We start from the raw sequence: 23,761 nt of genomic DNA, 5'->3' as shown, positions 1-23,761 counted from the left end.
GCCCGCGCGGATTGCGGGACGGGGGCCGGTCGGTCCCCGTTTTCGTGTCCGCGGTATGCGCAAGGGTGCCGTCCGCGCGGGCGCGCTTGTCAGCCCTGCGCGCCCATGCTCAACCCTCAGTATGTCGGACACAACCAGCTCCGTCCCGCGGCAGACCAAGCGCTTCGCCGAGAAGCGCCAGGCGATCCTCGACGCGGCGGCCAAGCGCTTCAACGAGCGGGGCATCCGCGGCACCTCACTCGCCGATGTCTCGGGCAGCGTCGGCCTGATGACGAACTCGATCACCTACTATTACCGCCGCAAGGAGGACCTCGCGGCGGCCTGCTTCCTGGCCAAGATCGCGTGGCTCGACGCGCTGATCGCGGAGGCCGAGGCGGAGCCGACGCCCGAGGCGCGCCTGCGCGGCTTCCTCGACCGCTACGCGCGGGGCCTCGCCGCCATGGCCGCGGGCGAGCGGCCGGCCCTGATCCGCTTCCACGACGTGCGCGCGCTGCCGAGTCCGCAGGCCGGGACGGTGTTTGCCGCCTACAACGCCTTCTACCGGCGCATGCGGGCGCTGCTCGTCGGACCGGAGGCGCTGCCCGGGCTCGACCGGATCGCCCGCAACGCCCGCACCCACCTCCTCGTCTCGGTGGTGCAGACCCTGCGCGTCTGGATCGAGCGCTACGAGCCGGACGACTACGCCCGCGTCGCGGAGCGCGTGGCGGATCTCCTCCTGCGCGGCCTCGCGGGGCCGGAAAGTCCCTGGCCGCCCACCCGCCGCGTCGAGGTGCCGGCGCCGGAGGCCGGGCCGACCGACGCCTTCCTGCGCGCGGCCACGATCCTCATCAACGAGCAGGGCTACCGCGGCGCCTCGGTGGAGAAGATCTCGGCGCAGCTGCGCGTCACCAAGGGCTCGTTCTACCACCACAACGACAACAAGGACGACCTCGTCGCCAACTGCTTCACCCGCACCTTCGACCGGATCCGCCGCACGCAGGACGCGGCGGAGGCGGCCGGGGGGACGGGCTGGGAGCGGCTCGGGGCGCTGAGCTGCGCGCTGGTGCGCCACCAGCTCTCGGAATCCGGGCCGCTGCTGCGCTGGATCGCGGTGGGCGCCCTGCCGGACAACCTGCGCGGCGGCGTCACCGGCACGATGCACCGGCTCTGGGACCGCGTCGCCTTCCCCATCGTCGACGGGGTGGCGGACGGCTCGATCCGCGCCTGCGACCCGGCGATCGCCGCCCAGGTCGTCAACAGCATGATCGACGCCGCGTCCGAGCTCGACGCCTGGGCGGAGGGCATCGACGCGGCAGCGGCCGAGCGCCACTACGTCCATCCGCTCCTCGCGGGGTTCTATGCGACGGAGGCGGGGTAACGGCCGGTCGCGACCGGCTCTGCCCGGCGCCGGGTGCTGGCTCCCGGGTGGTGAGCCGTCGTTGAGGCGCTGCCCGGCAACCGACACGCGGCACAGCGCCCCTTCGGGTCGTCCGGCAGACGCGCGCGGCCTCTCCGACGCGAACGTTCGCGGGCTGGGCGTTGTGGATCTCGCCGCCGATCAGGCCGAGGCTTGCCGACGCGAGAGCTGCGTGCTGCCTGTCTGGATCCGGGCTAGGGCCTCAGTGGCTAGACCGGCCACGGCCTCGACGCGGGCAACGGTCCCCTCATCCAGGAACGTCAGCGCGCACCAGTATGCGCCGAGTGCCGCAACCGGCTCGGGCGAGCCGATCGGGGCCATCACGAGGCTGCGTATCGCCTTGTTCTGGTAGGGCGCGACCGGGACGCGCGGGTCGAAGCTCACGTCCGGAACGACGGCCGTCTCCGCATTCAGCATCGCCCAGCCCGAGACACACGCCTCGAGCGGGAAGCGCTGGCCCTTCCAGAGCATCTGGATGGCGTCCTCGGCAACGTAGTTGCAGCAGCCGTCATCCCGCAGGACGACGGCGATGCCGTCACAGGCGATCGCCAGTCTTGCGGACTGGCCCAAGGCAGCCACGACATCGTCGAGAGACCGAGCCGCTGCCAGGCGTTCACCGACGCGCTCCAGTCGCAGATCGAGCTGGGCCTGATCATCGAACATGGTCGTAAGCTAAGGCTTGGACGGGCATTCCGATAGGGCTTGCCGATAGGGCTTGTCCGATCAGCGTTAGCAGGGCCGGATGCTCTCGCAGGCTCGGCGTCATGGAAGCTTGCCCCCTCCGGCCCTCCTGCCGCGACGCTGCGAAGGCCCGTTTCGAGGCAAAAATCGAAGGCGTTGCGCATCACCCGTGACGAAGATCCGGTTCGAATTCAGGCCTTTCGGGATCGGGCCTCCGTGAGGAGAAGGTCGACGAGCGCCGGGAAACGCCGGCGCAACTCCGCCGCGCGCAACCGGTTGGTGCGGCTGTTTCCCTGATCGACCTGATGGATGAGGCCCGCTTCCCGCAACACGCGAAAATGATGGGTGCGCGTCGCCTTGGTGACCGGCAGGTCGAACGAACTGCAGTCTCGGACGACGTCCGGGTCGGCGGCGAGCGTCATGACCACCTGGCGACGGAGCGGGTCGGCCAGTGCCGCGAAGATCGCTCCCAGGTCCATCTCGTCCATGGTCGGGTGGCTGAGTTCATCGGGCATCGCGCGGCTCGCAAGGTATGACTTGCATCGTACCTGAGATCGTGTGTGATATCGCGCCCTCTCATGGAGCCGCCCTCGCATGACCTCAAGACGCGTTGTCACCCTCGCCGAATTTGGCCGGCCGGACGTGATGTCGGTCGTGTCGGAGGAGCTTCCGGTACCGATGCCGGGCGAGGTGCGGGTCAGGCACTCCGCCATCGGCTTCAACTTCATCGACATCTACCAACGCAAGGGGATCTATCCGCTCCCGCTGCCGACCGGCTTGGGCTTCGAGGCGGCGGGCGTCGTCGACGCGCTCGGCGCCGGCGTCACGGGCATCCGGACGGGCGACAGGGTCGCCTACATGAACGCCGGCGTCGGCGCCTATACGGACCTTCGCAACGTGCCGGCCGACAAGCTTGTCGCACTGCCTGACACGGTCAGCGACGCGGCTGCGGCGACCCTCCTCTTCAAGGGCATGACGGCCCAGTACCTGCTGCGCAAGACGCACGCGGTGCAGGCGAACGACCTCTTGCTCGTGCACTCGGCCGCCGGCGGTGTCGGGCAGATCTTGACCCGTTGGGCGACGGCGCTGGGCGCGACGGTGGTGGGGACCACGGGCTCGCCACGAAAGCGCGAGGCGGCGCTCGCGGCCGGCTGCGTGGATGTCGTCGACCTCAACGACCCGGATTGGCCGCAAGCCTTCCTGGCAGCGACCGGGGGCCGAAAGGCCCGCGTCGTCTACGATGCCGTCGGCAAGGACACCCTGATCAGGTCCCTCGATTGCGCGGCGCCGTTCGGCCTCGTCGTCTGTTACGGCGCCTCGTCCGGCAAGGCTCCAGCGGTGGACCCCGAGCTCCTCAACAAGAAGGGGTGTCTCTTCCTGACACGACCCTCCGTCTTCCCCCACAATGCCGATGCGGCGACGTTCCGCGCCAATGCGGCCGACCTGTTCGACGCCATCGCCCGAGGCCACGTCACCGTCGACATCGGAGGACGCTTCTCCCTCGAGGAGATCGTGGAGGCCCACCGCGCCGCCGAGGAGCGTCGGATCGGCGGCGCCATCCTGATCACGCCGTAGGTCGGCGTTCCAGGCGGGCTTGCGCGCACGGACGTTCCACCTGCCGACGCACCGCGTGCCCCGGTCGCTCGCCCGAAGACCGCCGGTCCGCCCTCGGCCAGCGTCGGCCGTTCGGGGCCGGCGATCCGCCTGCGAGGACGCGGACCTCGTCGCGCGAGCCCCGTACGGACGACAAGGCCGTCCCCTGCGGGTTCTGCCGGGCCGGATCTGGATCGCGTCGCGCCCGCCCTACCCCGGCCTTCGGTCGAGGTCGGCGAAGCGGCCACCCTCCGCGGCGAGGCGCTCGATGAGGGACGAGGGCGCGTGGTCGGGTCCGTGGCTGTCCGCGCGGGCGCGCAGGCGGTCCCGCAGGGCGGGGAGTCCCTGCGCGTCCGCCCCGTGCATCGGGCCGCCCCGGTAGGCCGGCCAGCCGTAGCCCGCGAGCCAGACCACGTCGATGTCCGAGGCGCGCAGGGCCTCGCCCGCCTCCAGGATCCGCGCGCCCGCATCGACCAGGGTGTCGAGGCAGCGCTCCAGGATCTCGTCGTCCGAGACGGCCCGGCGGTGGTGTCCGGCGACCGGCTCGCCGTCCGGCGCTACGGCGCCGAGCCCGAGCGGGGCGGCCGCGAGCCCGAATTCCGTCAGGACGCGCGCGACCTGCTCCGGGCTCGCGCCCTCGCGGACGAGGCGGCCGGCCTCCTGCCGCAGGCGCCCGAGCATGCGCGGGCCGATGAAGCCGCCCCGCGTCACCACCGCGACCCGGCCGAGGCCCCGCGCGAGGCCCAGCGCGGTGGCGAGCACGTCCGGCGCCGTGGCCGGGCCGCGCAGGATCTCGAGGAGGCGGGCACCGGGCAAGGCTGCGCCGGGGTGAAGCCCGAGCACCCGCTCCGCCCCCGATCCGGCCGCGAGGGCGGCGGGATCGGGGGCGTCGGCCGCGACGGCGCGGATCGCCTCCGGGCCCGCGTCGAGGGGCGCGAGGTCCCGCATCCGCGCCGCGAGGACGAGATCGCAGCTCGCGAGATCGGGCGGGGCCGCTCCCGCGGCGCGCAGAACCGTCAGCCCGGCGTCCTGCGAGAGGATCGCGGCGAGGCGCGCGGCCGGGCCCTCCGCCGCCCCGGAGGACCCGGCCCCCGCGAGATCCGAGCCGACGAGCGCGACCTGCCGCACCGGCCGCTTCGGCGTCGCCGCCGGCAGATCCGGGATCTTGGCCGCCTCGCGCTCGGCGAAGAAGGCGTGGCGCTGCGCGATCGATTGCGCGCTCCTCATCAGCGCGAAGAAGGTGCGCTCCTCGAAGGCGAGCGCCTCCGCGAAGGGGAGCGTGCCGGCAGCCTCGACGCAGGCGATGCAGGCCTGCGGCGCCTCGAAGCCGCGATAGCGGCGCGCCGCCTCCTCCCGCGCCGCCGCGAACAGGCCGAGGCGGCCGGGCTCCAGGCGGCTGTCGTCCTCGCGCACGCGGCGGGGCCCCTGCCCCTCCGCGAGGAGCCGCTCAGCGAACGCCACCGCCTCCGCCTCCAAGCGATCCTCCGGGGCGATCGCGTCGACGAGGCCGAGGTCGCGGGCGGCGGGCCCGTCGACGGGCTCGCCCGAGACGATCATGGCCAGGGCCTTCTCGGTGCCGATCAGGCGGGGCAGGCGCTGCGTCCCGCCCGCGCCCGGCACGAGGCCGAGCTTCACCTCGGGCTGGCCGAGCCGGGCGGCGGGCGTCGCGATCCGGTAATGGCAGGCGAGCGCCAGTTCGAGGCCGCCGCCCAAAGCCATCCCGTGGATCGCGGCGACGACCGGCTTCTCCGTATCCTCCACCGCGTCGAGGAGCGCGCCGAGGCCGATCCCCTGCCAGGGCCGGCCGAACTCGGTGATGTCGGCGCCCCCGCAGAACATCCGGCCGGCGCCGATCAGCACGATCGCCGAGACCTCCGAATCCGCCTCGGCCACCGCGACCGCGTCCCGGATGCCGAGGCGCAGGGCTTCCGAGAGGGCGTTCACCGGCGGCGAGGCGAGGGTGAGGATCGCGATCGCCCCGGCGCGGCGCAGCTCGGTGACGGCCTTCCGGCTTCCGAGGGTGTTCGGGCTTCCCATGGCGGCTCCATCCGGTTCTCCGGCCTGCCCCTAGCACGGGACGGGCCGGAGGCGGAGGCGTAGCGGGGCCGGAGGGCGATGGGCCCTATTTCGGGTCGCAATCCATGCCGTTGCGCCGCGCGTTGGCGATGCAGTCGCTCTTGTTCACGTACGCCTCCGTGGAAGCGCCTACGGGTTCGCCGTTGCGGGCGGTCCGGCGCCAGCGCCACTGGCCGCCGGACTGGTAGATCTCCCAGGTGTCGCCGTTACTGCCGCGACAGGTGCTCATGCGGGTCGTCTCCAAATTTTACTCTAGGTTATTTTTCCAACCCTAGAGATGCAATCTCGCGCTGTCCAGCCGTTCGGCTCTCGCCGCTCCCGCGGCCTCGCTCCGTCCGCGGTTGCGCCCCCTGCCGCCGGCTCGCTATGGCATGCCAGATCGATGCGTCCCCGGCCGGACCGGCGCGGGGGCAGGCCGTACGGAGACGCGATGACAGCGACGACGAAGCCGCAGAGATCTGGCCCGCTCGCGGGCGTGCGGGTGGTGGAGCTCGCCCACATCATGGCGGGGCCCGTCTGCGGGCTGATGCTCGGCGACATGGGCGCCGAGGTGATCAAGGTCGAGAAGATCGAGGGCGGCGACGACACGCGCCGCTCGGTGCCGCCGGCCATCGCGGGCGAGAGCGCGGCCTACATGATGATGAACCGGGGCAAGCGCGGCATCGCCCTCGACCTCAAGAGCGAGGACGGCAAGGCGATCCTGCGCCGGCTCCTCGCGGAGGCCGACGTGCTGATCGAGAATTACCGGGCCGGCACGATGGAGCGGCTCGGCCTCGGCTACGAGACGCTGAGAGCGGAGTTCCCCGGACTGATCTACTGCTCCCTGTCCGGCTTCGGCCGCTCCGGGCCGTATGCCGAGCGGGCGGGCTTCGACCTCGTGGCGCAGGGCATGAGCGGGCTCATGAGCATCACCGGCGAGGGCCCGGGCCGGCCGCCCATGAAGTGCGGCCCGCCGGTCACCGACATCACCGCCGGCATCCTGGCGGGCATGGGCGTGCTCGCCGCCTACGCGCACAAGCTGAAGACCGGCGAGGGGCAGGTCGTCGACACCTCCCTGTTCGAGGCCGGCATCACGCTGACCTACTGGCAATCGGCGATCAGTATGGCGACAGGCGCGGCGCCGGGCCCGATGGGCTCGGCCCACCCGCTCAACGCCCCCTACGAGGCCTTCGAGACGGCCGACGGCTGGATCACGATCGGTGCGGCGAACCAGACGAACTGGCTGCGCCTCCTCGCCGTCCTCGGGGCGGAGGACCTCGCCGCCGACCCGCGCTTCGCGCAGAACCGGGACCGGATGGCGAACCGCGAGGCGCTGGCCGACGCCCTCGGCCCGCATTTCCGGACCGCGCCCTCCGCGGACTGGCTCGCGCGGCTGGAGGCCGGCGGCGTGCCGGCCGGCCCCGTCCTCGACGTGGCGGCGATGCACCGCGACCCGCAGACCCTCGCCCGCGAGATGGTGGTCGAGGTCGACCATCCCCGCGCCGGCCGGATGCGGACCCTCGGCCTGCCGGTGAAGTTCTCCGCCACGCCCGGCCGCGTCCACGGGCCCGCCCCGCTGCTGGGCGAGCACAGCCGCACGATCCTCGCCGACGCGGGCTACGACGCGGCCGCGATCGACGACCTGATCGCGCGCGGCGTCGTGCGCGAGACGCAGGCGTGATAGGCGGGGCGGCAGCCGCAACGACGGACGCCGCCCTCCGCGCAACGAAGGGCGGACGCGAATCAGGGATCCTGCGACGATGACCGACCCGACCTCCCCCACCGAGGAACTCCTGTTCACGAAGGACGAGGCCGGCATCGCCCGCATCGTCCTCAACCGGCCGCAGGCGCGCAACGCCCTCACCTTCGGCATGTACGAGGGGCTGATCACCCTGTGCGGGCAGGTGGCGGAGGATCCCACGGTCAAGGCGCTGATCGTGACGGGCGCCGGCGAGAAGGCCTTCGCCGCCGGCACCGACATCGCGCAGTTCCGCAGCTTCAAGACGCCCGAGGATGCGCTTGGCTACGAGCGCTTCATGGACCGGGTGCTCGGCACCCTGGAGCGCCTGCGCGTGCCGACGATCGCCGCCGTCGCCGGAGCCTGCACGGGCGGCGGCGCCGCCATCGCCGCGGCCTGCGACCTGCGGATCGCGACCCAGGACGCCCGCTTCGGCTTCCCGATCGCGCGGACCCTCGGCAATTGCCTGTCGCAGGGGAACCTCAAGCGGCTCTCGGCCCTGATCGGCCCGGCGCGGGTGAAGGACATCCTGTTCACCGCCCGCCTCGTCGGCGCCGACGAGGCGCTGGCGGTCGGCCTCGTCACCGAGGTGGTGGCCGACGCCGAGGCGCTCGAGGGCCGCGCGGCGGAACTCGCGACGCTGCTGGCCGGCCACGCCCCGCTGACGCTCCAGGCCACGAAGGAGGGCCTGCGCCGCCTGCAGGAGGGCGATACGGGCGCGGGCGAGGACCTGATCCTGCAATGCTACATGAGCCAGGATTTCCGCGAGGGCATGGAGGCCTTCCTCGCCAAGCGCCCGCCGCACTGGACGGGGCGGTAGGGCCGCGGACGCAAACGGCCCGGACCATCCGGTCCGGGCCGCTCGCGCGAAGCGTTCCGCCTGCGCCCGCTACCGCGTCGTCGGCAGGAGGGTATTGGGCAGCCACATGGCGATGCCGGGGACGAGGCACAGGATCAGGATCGCCACCGCCATCAGGATCACGAAGGGCAGCGTGCCCCAGATGATGTCCGAGAGCGGGATGTCGGGGGCGATGTTCTTGATGACGAAGATGTTGAGGCCCACCGGCGGGTGGATCAGCCCCATCTCCATGGTGATCGTCATCACGACGCCGAACCAGACGAGGTCGAACCCGGCGGCCTTGAGCGGCGGCAGGATGATCGGCGCCGTCATCAGGATGATCGAGACCGGCGGCAGGAAGAAGCCGAGGCCGATCACAAGAAGCAGGATCGTGACGAGGAGGAGCCAGGGCGAGAGCTGCATGGCGACGATCGCCGCCGCCGCCGCCTGACTGATGTGGAGGTAGCTCATCACGTAGGCGTAGAGGAGCGACATGCCGATGATCAGCATCAGCATCGTCGATTCCCGGAGCGTCGCCGTGAGGATCGGGCTGACGTCCTTCGGGCGCCAGACGCCGTAGATCACCGCGATCAGGGCGAGGGCCAGCAGGCCGCCGAGGCCGGCCGTCTCGGAGGGCGTGGCGTAGCCGCCGTAGAGCGCCACCATCACGCCGGTGAGCAGGATGACGAAGGGCAGCACCCGCGGCAGCGTCGAGAAGCGCTCCCGCATGCTGTACTTGTCCTCCGCCAGGATCGGCGAGGCGGTGCCGTTGCGCTCGTAGGCGACCTTCGCCGCCGCGAATTCCGAGCGGAAGCGGTAGACCGCCCAGCCCGCGAACAGCGCGACGAGGAGGATGCCCGGCCCGATGCCGGCGAGGAAGAGCCGGCCCAGCGACTGCTCGGCCGCCACCGCGTAGAGGATCATGGTGATCGAGGGCGGCAGCAGGATGCCGAGCGTGCCGCCCGCCGCGATGATGCCCGCGGCGAAGCCCGGCGAGTAGCCGCGCTTGCGCATCTCCGGGATGCCCGCCGAGCCGATGGCCGAGCAGGTGGCCGGGCTCGAACCCGCCATGGCGGCGAACAGCGCGCAGGCGAAGACGTTGGCGATGCCGAGGCCCCCGGGGATGCGGTGCATCCAGGCGTGCATGGCCGAGTAGAGGTCCTGGCCGGCCTTCGACCGGCCGATCGCCGCCCCCTTCAGGATGAAGAGCGGGATCGACAGCAGCGTGATCGAGGCCATCTCCTCGTAGACGTTCTGCGCCACGGTATCGAGCGACGAGCCGGGCATGAACGCGACCATGAAGGCCAGCGCCACGAAGCCGAGGGCGAAGGCGATGGGGATGCCCGCGAGCATCACGCTCAGCGTCGCCCCCGCGTAGAGGAAGCCGATTGCCGCGACGCTCATTGGTGCCTCCCCGTGGTCTGCGTGCCCATCACGTCGGGGCCGCTCGGCGTCAGGTCGGGACGGTCCTTCAGGTCCCGGTTGATGTCGGCGCCGACGCCGATCTTCGGCTTGGCCCAGCCGGCCTTGTCGGGGCCGTAGAGGATCGCCTCCGCAATCTGCAGGACGAACTGCACGGAGAGCAGGCTCATGCCCACCGCCATCAGCGAGTAGGGGATCCAGAGCGGCGGGCCCCAGGTCGATTGCGAGACCTGCCCGTCGACCCAGGCCTCGTGCAGGAGCGACCAGCTCTTCCAGGCGAAGAACACCACGAAGACGAAGCTGATGACGTCGGCCATCAGCAGGCGGGCCCGGTTCAGCCGCGGCGAGAGGAGGCCGGTCAGGGCCTCGATCGCCACGTGGCCGCGCTTGGCCTGGACGGCAGCGGCGGAGAAGAAGGTGGCGCCCACGATCAGGAACACCGCCATCTCGTCCTGCCAGTCGGTCGGCTCGTGCAGGACGTAGCGGATGACCACGCTGTAGCTCAGCACGAGGCAGGCGCAGACGAGCGCGACGCCGCCGAGCAGCATGATCACGTGGTTGACGGATTTGACGCCCCGATCGAGCGTGCCGAGGAGCCCCGGGATGCGGGGCTCCGGGGTGCTGTGGGTTTCGGCGGCGGCGGAGGCCGCGTCGAAGGCGTGGCTCATGACACCTGCTCCGCCAGCTTGAGGAGCTCGGCACAATTGGCGTTCTTGCCGGCGTAGTCCTTCCAGGCGGTCTCGCGGGCGATCTCGCGCCACTTGCCCATGGTCGCCTCGTCGAGGTTCTGGACCTTGGCGCCGGCCTTGGTGAAGACCTCCTCGACCCGGGTGTCGTCGGCCTTGGCACCGGCCTGCCCGAAGGCCTCGAGCTCCTCGCCGACCGACATGATCAGGTCCTGCTGGTCCTTCGGGAGGCCCGAGAACACGATCTTCGACATCATGATCGGCTCCAGCATGAACCAGTAGGAGCGCTCGCGGCCGGAGGTGAGGGCCTTCGCCAGTTCCTCCAGGCGGAACGAGATCAGGCTGGTGGAGGAGGTGATGACCGCATCGCACGCGCCCGTCTGCATGGCGGCGTAGGATTCGTTCGAGGGGATCGAGAGGGTGGCCGCGCCCGCCTGCTTCATCATCAGGTCCATCTCGCGCGAGCCGCCGCGGACCTTGAGGCCCTTGGCGTCCGCCGGCGCGTAGAGCGGCCGCTCGCGGCTCGCGACGCCGCCCGCCTGCCAGACCCAGGAGACGAGGATGATGCCCTTGGAATCGAGGATCTCGGTGAGCTTCCGGCCGACCGGCGCCTTCTTCCAGGCCACGCCCTGCGCGTAGGAGGTCACCAGGGCCGGCATCAGGCCGATGTTCAGCTCCGGCACCTCGCCGCCCGCGTAGGGCGAGGGATAGAGCGACATGTCGAGCGCCCCTTTGCGCATCGCGCCGAACTGGGCGTTCGTCTTCATCAGCGACGAGCCCGGATAGACCTGCACCTCCAGGGCGCCCTTCGCGCGCTCGGCGATCGTCGCGGCGAACTTGCGGCACATGCGATCGCGGAAATCGCCCTCGTCGATCGTGCCGCCCGGGAACTGGTGCGACAGCTTGAGGGTGGTGGCCGCCTGCGCGGCGCCGAGACCGAACTTGAGGAGGGCGGGTGCGGCGAGGCCCGAGGCGAGAATGTGGCGTCGAGTGAGAGGCATGGCGTGTTTCTCCCGCGGCGCGCGATGCGGCGCCGATCTTGTGCAGCGCAATATTTATACTGAATGCGCCTTCTGGTATTCAGAAAAGACCGACTTGTATATTTTGTCAACTCCCTTGCATAATGGCGGCGGCCGGAAAATGCTGCCGCTCGGGAGGATACCGCAATGAGCCAGGCCCAGCGCCTCAAACAGACGATCGAGGACGAGATCGTCGACGGTCGCCTCCCCCTTGGCGCGCGCCTCGACGAGGTCCAGCTCGCCGAGCGATTCGGGGTGTCGCGCACGCCGATCCGCGAGGCCCTGATCCAGCTCGCGATGACCGGTCTCGTCGAGACCAAGCCCCGCCGGGGCACGATCGTGAGCGCGCCGGAGCCGCAGCACCTGCTGGCGATGTTCGAGACGATGGCGGAGATCGAGGCGTCCTGCGGCCGCCTCGCGGCCCGCCGCCTGGTGCCGGAGGACGAGGCGGCCCTGAAGGAGGCGCTCGCGGCCTGCGCCCGCGCCGCCGAGGCCGGCGACACCGAGGCCTATTACCAAGAGAACTACGTCTTCCACACGGTGGTCTACCGGGCCTGCCGGAACGAGTTCCTGTGCGAGCAGGCCCGCACGCTCCACCGCCGCCTCGCCCCGTTCCGCCGCCTGCAGCTGCGCGCCCGCCAGCGGCTCACGCAGTCGCTCGCCGAGCACACGGCGATCGTGGACGCGATCGTCTCAGGCGACGAGGCGCGGGCCGCGGAGGTCCTGCGCGCGCATGTGGTGGTTCAGGGGGACCGCTTCGCCGACCTCGTGGCGAACATGCGCTCGATCAACAACGCGGCCGCGTGAGGCCAAGCCGACCGCGCGAGAGCCGACCGCGCGAGAGCCGGCCGGCCCGGCCTCAGCCGTCGGCCTCGCCGTAGCTCGCGGCGATCACCTGCTTCTTGCCGCGGATGTGCTCGCGCATCAGCGGAGACAGACCGGCCCCGTCGCGGGCATGGAGGAGATTGACCATCTGCTCGTGCTCGCGGACCGCCCGCTCCCATTGCTCGGCGGTCTGGTGCGCCTTGTAACGCGAGCGCTGGATGCGCCCCGACAGGCTCATGTAGATGCCGGACAACGTGACGTTGCGGCTCGCCTGCATGATCGCTTCGTGGATGCTGCGGTTGATGCGGAAATACTCCGCCTCGTCCGCCGCCTTCCAGGCCGCGACCATCGCCGCATGCTCGACCTCGATCGCCGCGACCTCCTCGTCGGTGATGCGGCGGCAGGCAAGTTCCGCGGCCGTCGCCTCGAGGCCGGCGATGACCTCGACCATCTCCTCGATCTCGCCCTGCGAGATGCTGGCGACGCGCGCGCCGCGGTTGGGCAGGAGTTCGAGCAGGCCCTCGGTCGCCAGGATCTTGATCGCCTCACGCAAGGGGGTGCGCGAGATGCCGAAGCGCTCCGTCAGCTCGCCCTCGTTGATGCGGGCGCGCGGCTCCATCTCGCCGGACTGGATGAGTTCCCGCATCCGGTCGGCGACCTCGTCGTGGAGGTAGCGCCGGCTGATGCCGAGACCCGGATCGATTTTATTCATCGGGCAACTGGGTCGGAGAGCACGGTCGAGATCATACGCTACGTTTAGGCTCCGCCGAAATCAGTGTCGAGGGACCAGCGCGCGATCAAGCACGCGGGCCACATGTTCTGCGTGAATCCCGAGCCCATCGTGGATCTGGTGGCGGCAGCTCGTGCCGTCGGCGACGACGAGATCGTCCGGGCCGGCCTTGCGCAGCGTCGGGAACAGGGAGAGCTCGGCCATCGCGAAGGAGACGTCGATCGTGTCGGCGCCGTAGCCGAAGGCGCCCGCCATGCCGCAGCAGCTCGACTCGATGAGCCGCACCTCGAGGCCCGGCACCCGGCGCAGCACGGTCTCGACCGAGCCCATCACGCCGAACGACTTCTGATGGCAGTGCCCGTGCAGATGCGCGACCCGGCCGCCCTGGTCGGCGAGCGGCAGCTCGATGCGCCCGGCGGCGAGGTCGGCGGCGAGAAGCTCCTCGAACAGGAAGCTGCTCCGGGCGAGCACGCCCGCATACTCGCCGGGCAGCAGGGCGGCGAACTCGTCGCGGAAGGTGAGGAGGCAGGAGGGCTCCAGCCCGACCACGCGGGCGCCGGCGCGGATGAAGGGGAGCAGCGTCTCCAGCGTCCGCCGCGCCTCGGCCCGGGCCCGGTCGGTCTGGCCGGAGGCAAGGTAGGTGCGCCCGCAACAGAGCGGCCGGCGGCCCTTTGCCGGGAAGACCCGGTGCAGGCGGTAGCCCGCGGCGGCAAGCACCCGCTCGGCCGCCTCCAGGTTCTCCCGCTCGAAGGCCCGGTTGAACGTGTCGCCGAACAGGATGAGGTCGCGGAAATCCCCCGTGACGTCCTGCGGGTGGGCGGCCTCGCCGGTCTCGGCCCAGGCCCGGCGCCAGCGCGGCAGGCTGCGCCGGGCCGAGAGGCCGGCGACGCGCTCGGAGAGGCGCGCGAGCGGCGCGTAGCGGTCGCGCAGGTTGAGGAGCGGCGCGAGCTTGGCCGCGATGCCGGCGTAGCGGGGCATCTCCGCCACGAGCCGCTCCTTCAGGGGCAACCCGTGCCGGCCGTGGTAATGGTGCAGGAACTCGATCTTCATCTTGGCCATGTCGACGCCGGTCGGGCATTCCCGGCGGCAGGCCTTGCAGGAGACGCAGAGATCGAGCGTCCGCTTCATCTCGGGGCTGGTGAAGGCCTCCGGGCCGAGCTGGCCGGAGATCGCGAGGCGCAGGGAGTTCGCCCGGCCGCGGGTGAGGTGCTGCTCGTCGCGCGTCGCCCGGTAGGAGGGGCACATCGCCCCGCCCGCGAGCTTCCGGCAGGTGCCGTTGTTGTTGCACATCTCGACCGCGCCGCCGAACCCGCCCCATTCCGACCAGTCGAGGGCGGTCTGCAGGGGCTGGCTCACGGCGTAGCCAGGCTGGAAGCGCATCAGGGAGCGGTCGTCCATCTTCAGCGGCCGCACGATCTTGCCGGGGTTGAGGCGGTTCTGCGGGTCGAAGGAATCCTTCACCGTCTCGAAGGCGCGGGTCAGGCGCGACCCGAACAGAGGCTCGACATATTCCGAGCGCGAGATGCCGTCGCCGTGCTCGCCCGAGTAGGAGCCCTTGTAGCGGCGCACCAGCTCCGAGGTCTCCTCGGCGATGGCGCGCATCTTCGCGACGTCCTCCCCCTCCTTCATGTTGAGGATCGGGCGCACGTGCAGGCAGCCGACGGAGGCGTGGGCGTACCACGTGCCGCGGGTGCCGTGCTTCGTGAAGACCTCGGTGACCGCGTCGGTGTAGTCGGCGAGGTGCTCCAGCGGCACCGCGCAATCCTCGATGAAGGAGACGGGCTTCGCGTCGCCCTTCATCGACATCATGATGTTGAGGCAGGCCTCGCGCACCTCCCAGACCGATTTCTGGCGGGCGGGCTCGGGCACCTCGACCACGGCGTCGGGGAAGCCGTGGTCGCCCATGCAGGCGTCGAGGCGTTTCAGGTCGGCCAGCAGCGCGTCGCGGTCGTCCCCGGCGAACTCGGCGAGCAACAGGCAGTTGGGCTTGCCCCGGGTGATGTCGGCGAGCGTCGTGCGGAAGAGGGGGATGTCGGCGCCGAGCACCAGCACGTTGTTGTCGACGAGCTCGACCGCGACGGGGTTCAGGTCGACGATCGCCTTCGTGGTCTCCATCGCCGCCCGGAAGGACGGGAAATGGCAGACCCCCATGACCCGGTGCGTCGGCAGCCGCGAGAGCTTCAGGGTGACGGAGGTCGTCGCGGCCAGCGTCCCCTCCGAGCCGACGAGGAGATGGGCGAGGTTCGGGCGCGCCTCGATCAGCGCATCGAGGTTGTAGCCGCCGACGCGCCGCTGCACCTGCGGGTACATGCGCAGGATCTCGGCGCGCTCGGATTCGGCAAGCGCCCGCATCCGCCGGGCAAGATCCTCCGCCCGGGGGCCGCCCGTTGCGCCGCTCGCCTCGTTGCCGGTGAGCCCGAAGCCGAAGGGTTCGCCGTCGTGGAACAGCGCCTCCATGCCGAGCACGTTGTCGCTCATCTTGCCGAAGCGGAGCGAGCGGGCGCCGCAGGAATTGTTGCCGGCCATGCCGCCGATGGTGCAGCGGGTGGCGGTCGAGGGCTCGACGGGGAAGAACCAGCCGTCCGCCTTCACCCGCGTGTTCAGGCGCTCCAGCACCATGCCGGGCTCGACCGTGATGGTGCCGCCCTCCGCGTCGTAGGCCAGCACCCCGTTGAAGTGGCGTGAGCAATCGACGACGAGGCCGCGCCCGATCGGCTGGCCGTTCTGCGAGGTGCCGCCGCCCCGCAGGATGACGGGCACCCCGTGCTCTGCCGCGATCTTGAGCGTCGCGGCGATGTCGGCCCCGTTGCGGGGAAAGACGACGCCCGCCGGCACGATCTGGTAGATCGAGGCGTCGGTCGCGTAGCGCCCGCGGGTGAAGGCATCGAAGCGCACCTCGCCCTGCAGCGCCTCGGCGAGGCGCCGCGTCAGCCCCGCATCGTTGCGCGCGGCGGCCCTCTGGCTCGTCGCCGGCTCGGGCGTCGCTCCCATCCCATCCTCCCGTGTGCCCGCCGGACCGGATCCTGACGCCGGCGGGCTTGTTGCCTCGAATTGAATTTGTAATACAAAATTCAATTCGGTTAAAGCCGCCGTCGCGACCCTGGGCATCAGGCCGCCCGCTTGTTAGGACGTCGGCCCGCCCGCTCGCGCGGGGGACCGCATATCGGATGACAGCCACCACGAGTGTAGCCCCGTGACGATCGATCTCTACAGCGACACCCAGACGCGACCGACCCCCGGCATGCGCGAGGCGATGGCCCGCGCCGTGGTCGGCGACGAGCAGTCGGATTCCGACCCGACGACGCGGGCCCTGTGCGAGCGGGTGGCCGCGCTCCTCGGACAGGAGGACGGGGTCTTCATGCCGTCGGGCACGATGTGCAACCTCGTGGCGATCCTGGTGCAGACGCGGGCCGGCGACGAGATCATCGTCGACGACCAGTCCCACATCTACAACACGGAGGCTGCGGGTTCGGCGGCGATCGGCGGCGTCTCGGTGGCGGCGCTGCGCACGCCCGCCGGCATCTACACGCCGGAGCAGTTCGAGGCGGCGATCCGCACGCCCGCCCGCACGGCGCCGCGTTCGGCCCTGGTCTCGGTGGAGCAGACCACGAGCTTCAGCGGCGGCTCGGTCTGGGACCTCGCCGACATGCGCCGCATCCGCGACATCGCCCATGCCCGGGGCCTGAAGGCCCATATCGACGGGGCGCGCCTGCTCAACGCCGTCGTCGCCACCGGCATCCCGGCGGCCGAGTACGCGAAGGGGTTCGACAGCGTCTGGCTCGACCTCAGCAAGGGCCTCGGCTGCCCGGTCGGCGCGGTGCTCTGCGGCACGAAGGACTTCGTGGTGGAGGCGTGGCGCTGGAAGTACCGGCTCGGCGGCGCCATGCGCCAGTCGGGCGTGATCGCGGCGGCCGGGCTCTACGCCCTCGATCACCACATCGAGCAACTCGCCGCCGACAACGCGAACCTGCGCCTCATCCACGAGGCGGTCCGGGACCTGCCGGGGCTCGCCTTCGACCCGACGGCGGGTCAATCGAACATCCTGGTCTTCTCGGTCGAGGGGCTTGGCGTCACGGCGGCGGCCTTCGCGGAGCGCTGCCTCGCCGAGGACGTGCGGGTGCGGGCGATCGGCGCCTTCCAGATCCGCGTGACCACACATCTCGACGTCGACCGGCCGGGCGCGGAGCGGGCGGCCGAGGTGATCCGCGCCGTGGCGCAGGGCTTCGCCGAGCGGCGATAGGATCCGCCGGCGAATCTGGTCAACGGGGCGGCGGGAAGGTCCAGAAGAACTCGCCGGTCCGGCCGCCGCCGAGCGTGGCCTGCCGCGTCAGGAACCGGCACTCGGCCTGCAGCGCTGCCTCGCTCCAGCCGGTGCAGGAGATCATCTTGAGGGTGACCGGGTCGTAATCGAGCCGGTGCTCGGGGGGCGAGCGCACCATCAGGCCGGAGGGCAGCACCACGCAGTGATAGACGCGCAGCGCGCAGGGGAGCCGGCGGGCGCGCTCGAAATTGCGCCGGAAGGTCTCGGGATTGTCGCCGGGCAGGCCGAGGATGATCTCGACGGCGAGGCTCGCCACGGCGTCGAGCTTGCCGAAGGTCTCGTCGAAGCGCCGCTCGTCATAGGTGCGGTCGACATGCGCCAGCACCGCGTTGTCGAAGCTCTGCAGGCCGATGCCCACGTAGGCGTTGCTGACCGAGCCGAGGAAATCCAGGTGCTCCTGGCGCACCGCCGCCGGATAGACCTCGCAGATCAGGCCGTGCCTCTCGAAGAAGCCGCTCTCCTCAGCGGCGCGCTTGAGGTTGAGGAAGGCGTTCCGGTTGAGGTTGAGCCCGGCATCGACGAGGAGCGCCGCATAGACGTCGTGGCGGGCGATCGCCTGCAATTCCCGGTCGAGGTGGTCGACCGCGCGCACGCGCTTGGGCGATTCCATCGTGCCCCACTCGCAGAACGAGCAGGTGAAGGGGCAGCCCCGGTAGGTCTGCAGCACGCCGAGCCCGCCGTGCTGGACGAGGTCGAGGGCGTAGGGCGAGGCGAGGCTGTCGAGGTCGGCGAGCGGGCGGGCGGGCGTCTCGCGCCAGCCCTGCTCCTCCTTGACGGCGACGCCGCGCAGGGCGCCGAGGGCGGACGGCCTGCGCTCCGTCAGCGAGACGATCTCCCGGAAGGTCTCCTCGCCCTCGTTGATGACGAGGACGTCGATATCCTCCTGGTACCCCGAGAAGGGCGGCTTGGCGAACATCACCGGGCGCGCGGAGGGCCCGCCGAACACGACGAGGCGCCCCGGATCGTCCTGCTTGATCAGCGCTGCCACCCGGCAGAGGAAGGGCAGCGACCAGAGATAGGCCGAGAAGCCGACGATGTCGGGATCGAAGGCCAGGATCTCGCGGGCGACCGTGCCCGCATCGCCCCCCGCGAGGTCCCAGGTCCGGCAGGCGAGATCGGGAAATCCCGCTGCGCGGATCGAGGCCTCGACCATGCGCAGGCCGAGATTCGGCACGAAGCTCGGCATCGCCGGATCGCGCTCCGGATACTGCGCGACGAGCGCGACGCGCCGGCCGGTGCGGAGCGCGCTCATCGCGCCGCGGCCTGCCGCCACGACCGGTGCAGGCTCGGGCGCTCCTCCTGCCGCGGGAAGGACCACCAGAATTCGCCGGCCTTGCCGCCGGCCGCGAGAGCCCGCCCCCGCAGCTCGGCGCGAACCTGCGCCACCGCCTCCTCGCTCCAGCCCGCGCAGGAGCGCATGGTGAGGGTGACGGGATCGAAATCGATGCTCCATTCCGGCCGGCTGCGGGTCAGCAGGGCGTCGGGCAGGACGAGGCAGTGGTAGACCCGCACGCTGGCGGGCAGGGACAGGGCGTAATCGAGGGTCCGGCGGAAGCCCTCCGGCGTGTCGCCGGGCAGGACGGCGATGATCTGCAACTCGATGTTGGTGACGCGGGCGAGTGCCCGCACCGCCGCCTCGAAGCGCGGCGAATCCGAGGGGCGGTCGTGCAGCCGCAGCACCGCCGGATCCATCGACTGCATGCCGACGCCCAGATAGGCGGTGCCGATCTCCTCGATGAAGGCGAGGTGCTCGTCGCGCACGACCGAGGGGTAGATCTCGGCCCAGAACAGCGCCTCCTTCAGGAAGCCGGAGCGCTGGTTGGCGAGCCGCAGGTTGCGGAAGGCGCCCATGTTCAGGTTGAGGCCCGCGTCGAGCAGGAACACGGCCGGCGCCTCGTGTTGGCGGAAGGCGTCGAGCTCGGCCGCGATGTAGTCGGCCGAGAAGGCCGCCTTGGTGTTCTCCTTCGAGCCCCATTCGCAGAAGCGGCAGGAGAGCGGGCAGCCGCGGAACGTCTCGAGATACGCGACGCCGCCCTGCGGCATCAGACCGTGCGCGTAGGGCGAGGCGATCCGGTCGAGGGCGGCGATCTGCGGACGCGGCGGCGTGCGGATCCAGCCTGCCTCGGTCGGCAGGGTCAGGCCGCGCACGCTCTCCCAGGCGGCGCGGGAGAAGGCCGGCAGCTTGGCGATGTCCCGGATGATCTCCTCGCCGTCGCCCTCGCAGAGGGCGTCGAGATAGGCGTGCGCCGGGCGGTAGGGGTCGAGATCGAAGAAGGCCGAGCGGGCGGAGGGACCGCCGAACACGATGGCGAGGGCGGGACGGCGCGCGCGCAGGCCGCGCGCCACCGCGATCAGGGTCGGGGCCGACCAGACGTAGACCGAGAAGCCGACGAGATCGGGCGCGAAGGCCAGGATCTCCTCGACGTAGCCCGCGACGTCGTCCTCCCGGCGGTCGATCAGGGCGACCTGCGCGTCGGCGAGATCGGGGTCGCTCAGGAGCGCGGCCTGGATGCGCCGGATTCCGAAGCTCGGAAGGCGCAAGGATCCGAGTTCCTGTGCGTCCGGACGTGGGGTCAGGCAGACGAGGGCGACGCGCCGCGCGGGAAGATCGGGTCCGGGCATGGGATCGGAGGTTTCGAGACCTGTCGCAGCCTGGCGGATGCCGGATGAGCGGGGAGAACGCGGCAGGAATACAGGATCGGCACCGAAGGTCCGCGCGGCAGGAGGCCGACCACGCAGTGTCTCCGGAGATTGATCCGACGCGATGCGCGCGCACAACAGTCGCGCCGGGCGCGCCGCCGCCGTCTCGTTGGTCGATCCGGCGGAACGCGGCGCCTGTTCAAGATGTCGCCGCGCAAAGCGCCGTTTCTGAGGCCGCCCCGCCAAGCCCGGCCGATGGTCCGCGAAATCGGCGACGGCGCCCGGCCCCGCTCTACCCACGGTCCTGGAGGCGGCGTAACCCTGACGGGCGCGCGGTGGGGCACGATCCCGCCGCTCCCGGAGACCCCGGCCGGGAACCGGGTTCAGCACAGGAGACAGCATGCAGGCCTACCTCGCCCTGGAACGCCGCTTCGCCCGGCTTCACGCCCTCGGCGACGCCTCCGGGATCCTCGGCTGGGACGCGCAGACCCTGATGCCGGACGGCGCCGCCGAGGGCCGCGCCGACCAGCTCGCCGTCCTGAAGGGCCTAGCCCACGACATCCTGACGGGCCCGAGACCGCCGACCTCCTGGCGGGGGCCGAGGACGAGGGCGCGGGCCTCGACCCCTGGCAGCGGGCGAATCTGCGCGAGATGCGCCGAGCCCACCTCCACGCCGCCTCCGTGCCGCGCGACCTCGTCGAGGCGAATTCGCGGGCGGTCTCGCGCTCCGAGATGATCTGGCGGCAGGCGCGCCAGGATGCGGATTTCCCGCTGCTCGCGCCCGCGCTCAGCGAGGTGCTGCGCCTGCAGCGGGACATCGGCCGGGCGAAGGGCGAGCGCCTCGGCCTCACGCCTTACGACGCGCTCCTCGACGCCTACGACCCCGGCATGCGCCAGGCCCGGATCGACCCGCTCTTCGCGGAGCTGCGGGATTTCCTGCCCGGCCTCGTCGGGCAGGCGCGGGCGCGGCAGGCGGCGGAGCCGGCGCCGCTCCCCCTCGAGGGGCCGTTCCCGGTCGACTTGCAGCGGCAGGTCGGCCTCGCCCTGATGGGGGCCGTCGGGTTCGATTTCGCCCGCGGGCGGCTCGACGTCAGCCTGCACCCGTTCTGCGGCGGCGCCACGGACGACGTGCGCATCACCACCCGCTACGACGCGGAGGACGTCACCCGCGCGCTCCTCGGCGTGCTGCACGAGACGGGGCACGCCCTCTACGAGCAGGGCCGGCCGGCGGCGTGGCGGAGCCAGCCGGTCGGGGAGGCCCGCGGCATGAGCCTGCACGAGAGCCAGTCGCTCATCGTCGAGATGCAGGCCTGCCGCTCGCGCCCCTTCACCGCCTGGCTCGCGCCGCTGCTGCGGGAGACCTTCGGGCGGACGGGGCCGGCCTTCGACGCGGAGAACCTCTACCGGCTGCACACGCGGGTGGAGCCGGGCTTCATCCGGGTCGACGCCGACGAGATGACCTACCCCGCCCACATCCTGCTCCGCTACGGCTTGGAGACCGCGATGATCGCGGGAGACCTCGCGGTGGCGGACCTGCCGGGTGCCTTCAACGACGGGATGCGCGACCTCCTGGGCCTCCACGTGCCGAACGACCGGCTCGGCTGCCTGCAGGACATCCACTGGCCGGGCGGAAGCTGGGGCTACTTCCCGACCTACACCCTCGGCGCGATGGCGGCGGCCCAGCTGTTCCGGGCGGCGGAAGACGCGGAGCCCGACCTCTTGCCCGCCCTCGGGCGCGGCGACTTCACGCCGCTGCGGACCTGGCTGCGGGCGACGGTGCACGGACGGGGGAGCCTCCTCGACACCGACGCCATCCTGGAGGAGGCGACCGGCGCGCCGCTCGGGACCTCTTCGTTCAGGCGGCACCTGGAGGCGCGCTACCTCGGTACGCCGTGAGGGCGAACCTGAGCCGCATTGCGGCGTTGGGGCGGGGAAGGAGAACCACGATGTCCGCGATACGCCACCTCGCCGCCGGCCTGACGCTCGCCGCCCTGTCGGTCCTGCCCGCCGCTGCTCAGGCCCCGGCCGAGACCGGGACCGGCGGCGGCCCGGCCTCGACGGTCACGGCGCCCAACACCTCCTCGGTCGGCCGCACCAAGCCGCCGGGCGCGGCGGCCGGCGGCACGACCTCGGGCGACCGGACGGAGCGGACGCCGCAGCAGAAGGAGGACGACCGGATCCAGAAGGGCATCTGCATCGGCTGCGGGCCGAAATAGCGGGGGCCGGACCCTGGGCCTCAGGCGCTGAGCTTGTGGGCTTCCCGCTGGATGCGCTCGTTCATGGCGCGCAGGCCGCCGGCCCGCTTCGAGGTGATGTGGTTCGAGAAATCGAGCTGGCGGAAGACGTCGAGGCCGTCGGTCGCGGCGATCTCCTCGGGGCTCTTGCCGGCGTAGATCGCGATCATCAGGGCGACGAGCCCGCGGGTGATGCTCGAATCGCTCTCGCCCTCAAGGGTGAGGATCGGCTTGCCACCGGATTCGTCGAGCCGCGATTCGAGCCAGACCTGGCTCTCGCAGCCGTGGACCCGGTTCTCCTCCGTGCAGCGCTCGGGCGGCAGCCGCGGCATCTCGCGGCCGAGTTCGATCACGTAGGCGTAGCGGTCCTCCCACTCGTCCATGAACTCGAAATTCTCGATGATGGTCGGCAGGGGGGCAAGCATCGGCGGCCGGTCGGGAGGTCAGCGTCGGACGGGATATAGGGGTGCGGGCCGGCGGATGCGAATCGCGCGGCCGTTTCAGGAGGCGGTGCCGAGCCGCGTCTCGGGGAGCTGCAGCTCCAGGGGGTCCGACATCGAGGCGGAGCCCCGCACGGCGATCTCGGCCTGGGCCGCGTAGGCGGCGATCAGGCGCGGCCCGAGCTTCGGCACGTCCGGGCGCCCGGCCTCCGCCGCCTCGCCGGCGCCCGAGGCGATGCTGAGGCTCACTGGGCCGCCCGCCGCGGCGTCGATAGTGATGGCGATGGTGCAGGCCACCGTCTCGGCCGTGGCGTCGAGGCACTCGGCCACCACCTCGGCGACGATCATGCCGAGCGCGTTGGCGGTGCGGGGCTCGACGTAGCCGGTGCCGCTGCCGTCGACCGTGACGCCGATCCGGCCGGCCCGCCGCAGCTGGCCGAGGCCGGAGGCGAGGCGGTGCAGGTACTCGCGCAGGTCGATCGAGGCGATGTGGGGCGCCTCGTGCAGATGCTGCTGCACCAGCGCGATCGCCCGGACGCGCTGGCCCAGCGCCTCGAAACTGCCGCGGCAGGGCTCCGGCGCGGCCCGGCCGTAGAGGCCGATCAGGCTGACCATCACCTGCAGGTTGTTGCGGACCCGGTGGTAGACCTCGGCGAGCAGCGCCTCCTTCTCGGCGAGCGCCCGCTCGATGTGCTCCTCCGCGTGCTTGCGGTCGGTGATGTCGAAGCAGGAGCCGAGATAGCCGTGGAATCCGGCATCGTCCTCGAGCGGCCGGCCGGTCTCGAGGAGCCAGCGGTAGGCCCCGTCGTGGCGGCGCAGGCGGAACTCGACGGTGAAGGGGCGGCGCGCGGCGTAGGCCTCGCCGACGAGGGCGGCGTGGCGGGTGAAATCGTCCGGATGCAGACCGCGCCGCCAGCCGTCGCCGATCTCCTCCTCGGCGCTGCGACCGGTGAATTCGAGCCAGCAATCGTTGTGGTGGACCGCGTGCCCCTCGGGATCGGCGCGCCACATCATCAGCGGGACGAAATCGGCGAACCGCCGAAACGCGTCCCCGACCTCGAAGCGGCCCTGGCCGATCTCGGACGCTGGTGTTTCCGCTGCCATGACTCTCCCGATTCGCCCTTTGCCCTCGCTGATGTGCGC

At 71.5% G+C, this 23,761-nt stretch carries 20 protein-coding genes and 1 pseudogene; 8 read left to right on the top strand and 13 right to left on the bottom strand.

The annotated features are described in order from the left end of the window. Positions 1 to 121 precede the first annotated feature (121 nt). Positions 122 to 1,357: a TetR/AcrR family transcriptional regulator gene (locus DK389_RS12805; protein ID WP_109890068.1), complete on the top strand. Its 1,236-nt coding sequence runs from the start codon at positions 122 to 124 to the stop codon at positions 1,355 to 1,357. Positions 1,358 to 1,537: 180 nt separating this feature from the next. Here the strand turns inward: DK389_RS12805 and DK389_RS12800 are convergent, their stop codons facing one another. Together DK389_RS12800 and DK389_RS12795 are read right to left on the bottom strand one after the other, a co-directional pair. After that, positions 1,538 to 2,059 (bottom strand): GAF domain-containing protein, encoded by a 522-nt coding sequence (locus DK389_RS12800; protein WP_109890066.1) that lies wholly within the window; start codon positions 2,057 to 2,059, stop codon positions 1,538 to 1,540. 209 nt (positions 2,060 to 2,268) lie between these two features. Next, positions 2,269 to 2,592, bottom strand: coding sequence for an ArsR/SmtB family transcription factor (locus tag DK389_RS12795; protein ID WP_109890064.1), 324 nt, complete (start codon positions 2,590 to 2,592; stop codon positions 2,269 to 2,271). A gap of 79 nt (positions 2,593 to 2,671) precedes the next feature. On the opposite strand from DK389_RS12795, the gene DK389_RS12790 reads away from it, so the two are divergent. Beyond that, positions 2,672 to 3,652 carry a quinone oxidoreductase family protein gene (locus DK389_RS12790; protein ID WP_109890062.1) on the top strand — a complete coding sequence of 327 codons (981 nt, stop codon included), beginning with the start codon at positions 2,672 to 2,674 and terminating at the stop codon, positions 3,650 to 3,652. Positions 3,653 to 3,880: 228 nt separating this feature from the next. Here the strand turns inward: DK389_RS12790 and DK389_RS12785 are convergent, their stop codons facing one another. Together DK389_RS12785 and DK389_RS12780 are read right to left on the bottom strand one after the other, a co-directional pair. Beyond that, positions 3,881 to 5,707: an enoyl-CoA hydratase-related protein gene (locus DK389_RS12785; RefSeq protein ID WP_109890060.1), complete on the bottom strand. Its 1,827-nt coding sequence runs from the start codon at positions 5,705 to 5,707 to the stop codon at positions 3,881 to 3,883. A gap of 85 nt (positions 5,708 to 5,792) precedes the next feature. Further along, entirely contained in the window at positions 5,793 to 5,975 is a 183-nt protein-coding gene (locus DK389_RS12780; RefSeq protein WP_109890058.1) for a YegP family protein, read from the bottom strand. 201 nt (positions 5,976 to 6,176) lie between these two features. On the opposite strand from DK389_RS12780, the gene DK389_RS12775 reads away from it, so the two are divergent. Both DK389_RS12775 and DK389_RS12770 read left to right on the top strand, forming a co-directional pair. Then, on the top strand, positions 6,177 to 7,406 hold the full coding sequence (locus DK389_RS12775; RefSeq protein WP_109890056.1) for a CaiB/BaiF CoA transferase family protein: 1,230 nt from the start codon (positions 6,177 to 6,179) through the stop codon (positions 7,404 to 7,406). A gap of 79 nt (positions 7,407 to 7,485) precedes the next feature. Further along, positions 7,486 to 8,283 (top strand): enoyl-CoA hydratase/isomerase family protein, encoded by a 798-nt coding sequence (locus tag DK389_RS12770; protein WP_109890054.1) that lies wholly within the window; start codon positions 7,486 to 7,488, stop codon positions 8,281 to 8,283. 69 nt (positions 8,284 to 8,352) lie between these two features. Here the strand turns inward: DK389_RS12770 and DK389_RS12765 are convergent, their stop codons facing one another. Genes DK389_RS12765 through dctP form a run of 3 tightly spaced genes read right to left on the bottom strand, consistent with a single transcriptional unit; the run spans position 8,353 to position 11,410 of the window. Next, positions 8,353 to 9,705: a TRAP transporter large permease gene (locus tag DK389_RS12765; protein WP_109890052.1), complete on the bottom strand. Its 1,353-nt coding sequence runs from the start codon at positions 9,703 to 9,705 to the stop codon at positions 8,353 to 8,355. Further along, positions 9,702 to 10,391: a TRAP transporter small permease gene (locus DK389_RS12760; RefSeq protein WP_109890051.1), complete on the bottom strand. Its 690-nt coding sequence runs from the start codon at positions 10,389 to 10,391 to the stop codon at positions 9,702 to 9,704. The genes DK389_RS12765 and DK389_RS12760 overlap by 4 nt, the downstream gene beginning before the upstream one ends. After that, entirely contained in the window at positions 10,388 to 11,410 is a 1,023-nt protein-coding gene (dctP, locus tag DK389_RS12755) for a TRAP transporter substrate-binding protein DctP (protein WP_109890049.1), read from the bottom strand. The genes DK389_RS12760 and dctP overlap by 4 nt, the downstream gene beginning before the upstream one ends. A 165-nt stretch (positions 11,411 to 11,575) precedes the next feature. On the opposite strand from dctP, the gene DK389_RS12750 reads away from it, so the two are divergent. Then, positions 11,576 to 12,235 (top strand): GntR family transcriptional regulator, encoded by a 660-nt coding sequence (locus tag DK389_RS12750; RefSeq protein WP_109890047.1) that lies wholly within the window; start codon positions 11,576 to 11,578, stop codon positions 12,233 to 12,235. Positions 12,236 to 12,287: 52 nt separating this feature from the next. On the opposite strand, the gene DK389_RS12745 is transcribed toward DK389_RS12750, so the two are convergent. Together DK389_RS12745 and DK389_RS12740 are read right to left on the bottom strand one after the other, a co-directional pair. Beyond that, positions 12,288 to 12,965, bottom strand: coding sequence for a GntR family transcriptional regulator (locus DK389_RS12745; RefSeq protein WP_109890045.1), 678 nt, complete (start codon positions 12,963 to 12,965; stop codon positions 12,288 to 12,290). Between the two features lie 60 nt (positions 12,966 to 13,025). After that, positions 13,026 to 15,974 (bottom strand): FAD-binding and (Fe-S)-binding domain-containing protein, encoded by a 2,949-nt coding sequence (locus DK389_RS12740; RefSeq protein WP_109890043.1) that lies wholly within the window; start codon positions 15,972 to 15,974, stop codon positions 13,026 to 13,028. A gap of 202 nt (positions 15,975 to 16,176) precedes the next feature. Between DK389_RS12740 and DK389_RS12735 the strand changes: the two genes are divergently transcribed. Continuing rightward, on the top strand, positions 16,177 to 17,223 hold the full coding sequence (locus DK389_RS12735) for a threonine aldolase family protein (protein WP_236960837.1): 1,047 nt from the start codon (positions 16,177 to 16,179) through the stop codon (positions 17,221 to 17,223). A gap of 19 nt (positions 17,224 to 17,242) precedes the next feature. Here DK389_RS12735 and DK389_RS12730 read toward each other — a convergent pair whose 3' ends face one another. Both DK389_RS12730 and DK389_RS12725 read right to left on the bottom strand, forming a co-directional pair. Beyond that, entirely contained in the window at positions 17,243 to 18,556 is a 1,314-nt protein-coding gene (locus DK389_RS12730) for a B12-binding domain-containing radical SAM protein (RefSeq protein WP_109896341.1), read from the bottom strand. Beyond that, positions 18,553 to 19,926 carry a B12-binding domain-containing radical SAM protein gene (locus DK389_RS12725; protein WP_109890041.1) on the bottom strand — a complete coding sequence of 458 codons (1,374 nt, stop codon included), beginning with the start codon at positions 19,924 to 19,926 and terminating at the stop codon, positions 18,553 to 18,555. Before DK389_RS12725 ends, DK389_RS12730 begins: the two co-directional genes overlap by 4 nt. A 418-nt stretch (positions 19,927 to 20,344) precedes the next feature. On the opposite strand from DK389_RS12725, the pseudogene DK389_RS12720 reads away from it, so the two are divergent. Next, positions 20,345 to 21,840, top strand: a pseudogene (locus DK389_RS12720) (carboxypeptidase M32). A gap of 50 nt (positions 21,841 to 21,890) precedes the next feature. Next, positions 21,891 to 22,160, top strand: a complete 270-nt coding sequence (locus tag DK389_RS12715; RefSeq protein ID WP_109890039.1) for a hypothetical protein — start codon at positions 21,891 to 21,893, stop codon at positions 22,158 to 22,160. Positions 22,161 to 22,180: 20 nt separating this feature from the next. Here the strand turns inward: DK389_RS12715 and DK389_RS12710 are convergent, their stop codons facing one another. Both DK389_RS12710 and DK389_RS12705 read right to left on the bottom strand, forming a co-directional pair. Continuing rightward, entirely contained in the window at positions 22,181 to 22,603 is a 423-nt protein-coding gene (locus DK389_RS12710; RefSeq protein WP_109890037.1) for a SufE family protein, read from the bottom strand. Positions 22,604 to 22,678: 75 nt separating this feature from the next. Next, the gene (locus DK389_RS12705) at positions 22,679 to 23,722 is read right to left on the bottom strand and encodes a sensor histidine kinase (RefSeq protein WP_109890035.1); all 1,044 of its coding nucleotides are present in this window, start codon (positions 23,720 to 23,722) and stop codon (positions 22,679 to 22,681) included. Positions 23,723 to 23,761: the final 39 nt, after the last annotated feature.

This window comes from Methylobacterium durans (assembly GCF_003173715.1).
In the GTDB taxonomy this organism is placed as follows: Bacteria; Pseudomonadota; Alphaproteobacteria; order Rhizobiales; family Beijerinckiaceae; genus Methylobacterium; species Methylobacterium durans.
Note: the sequence above shows the minus strand (reverse complement) of the source record. Positions and strands in the feature narration are given on the sequence as shown.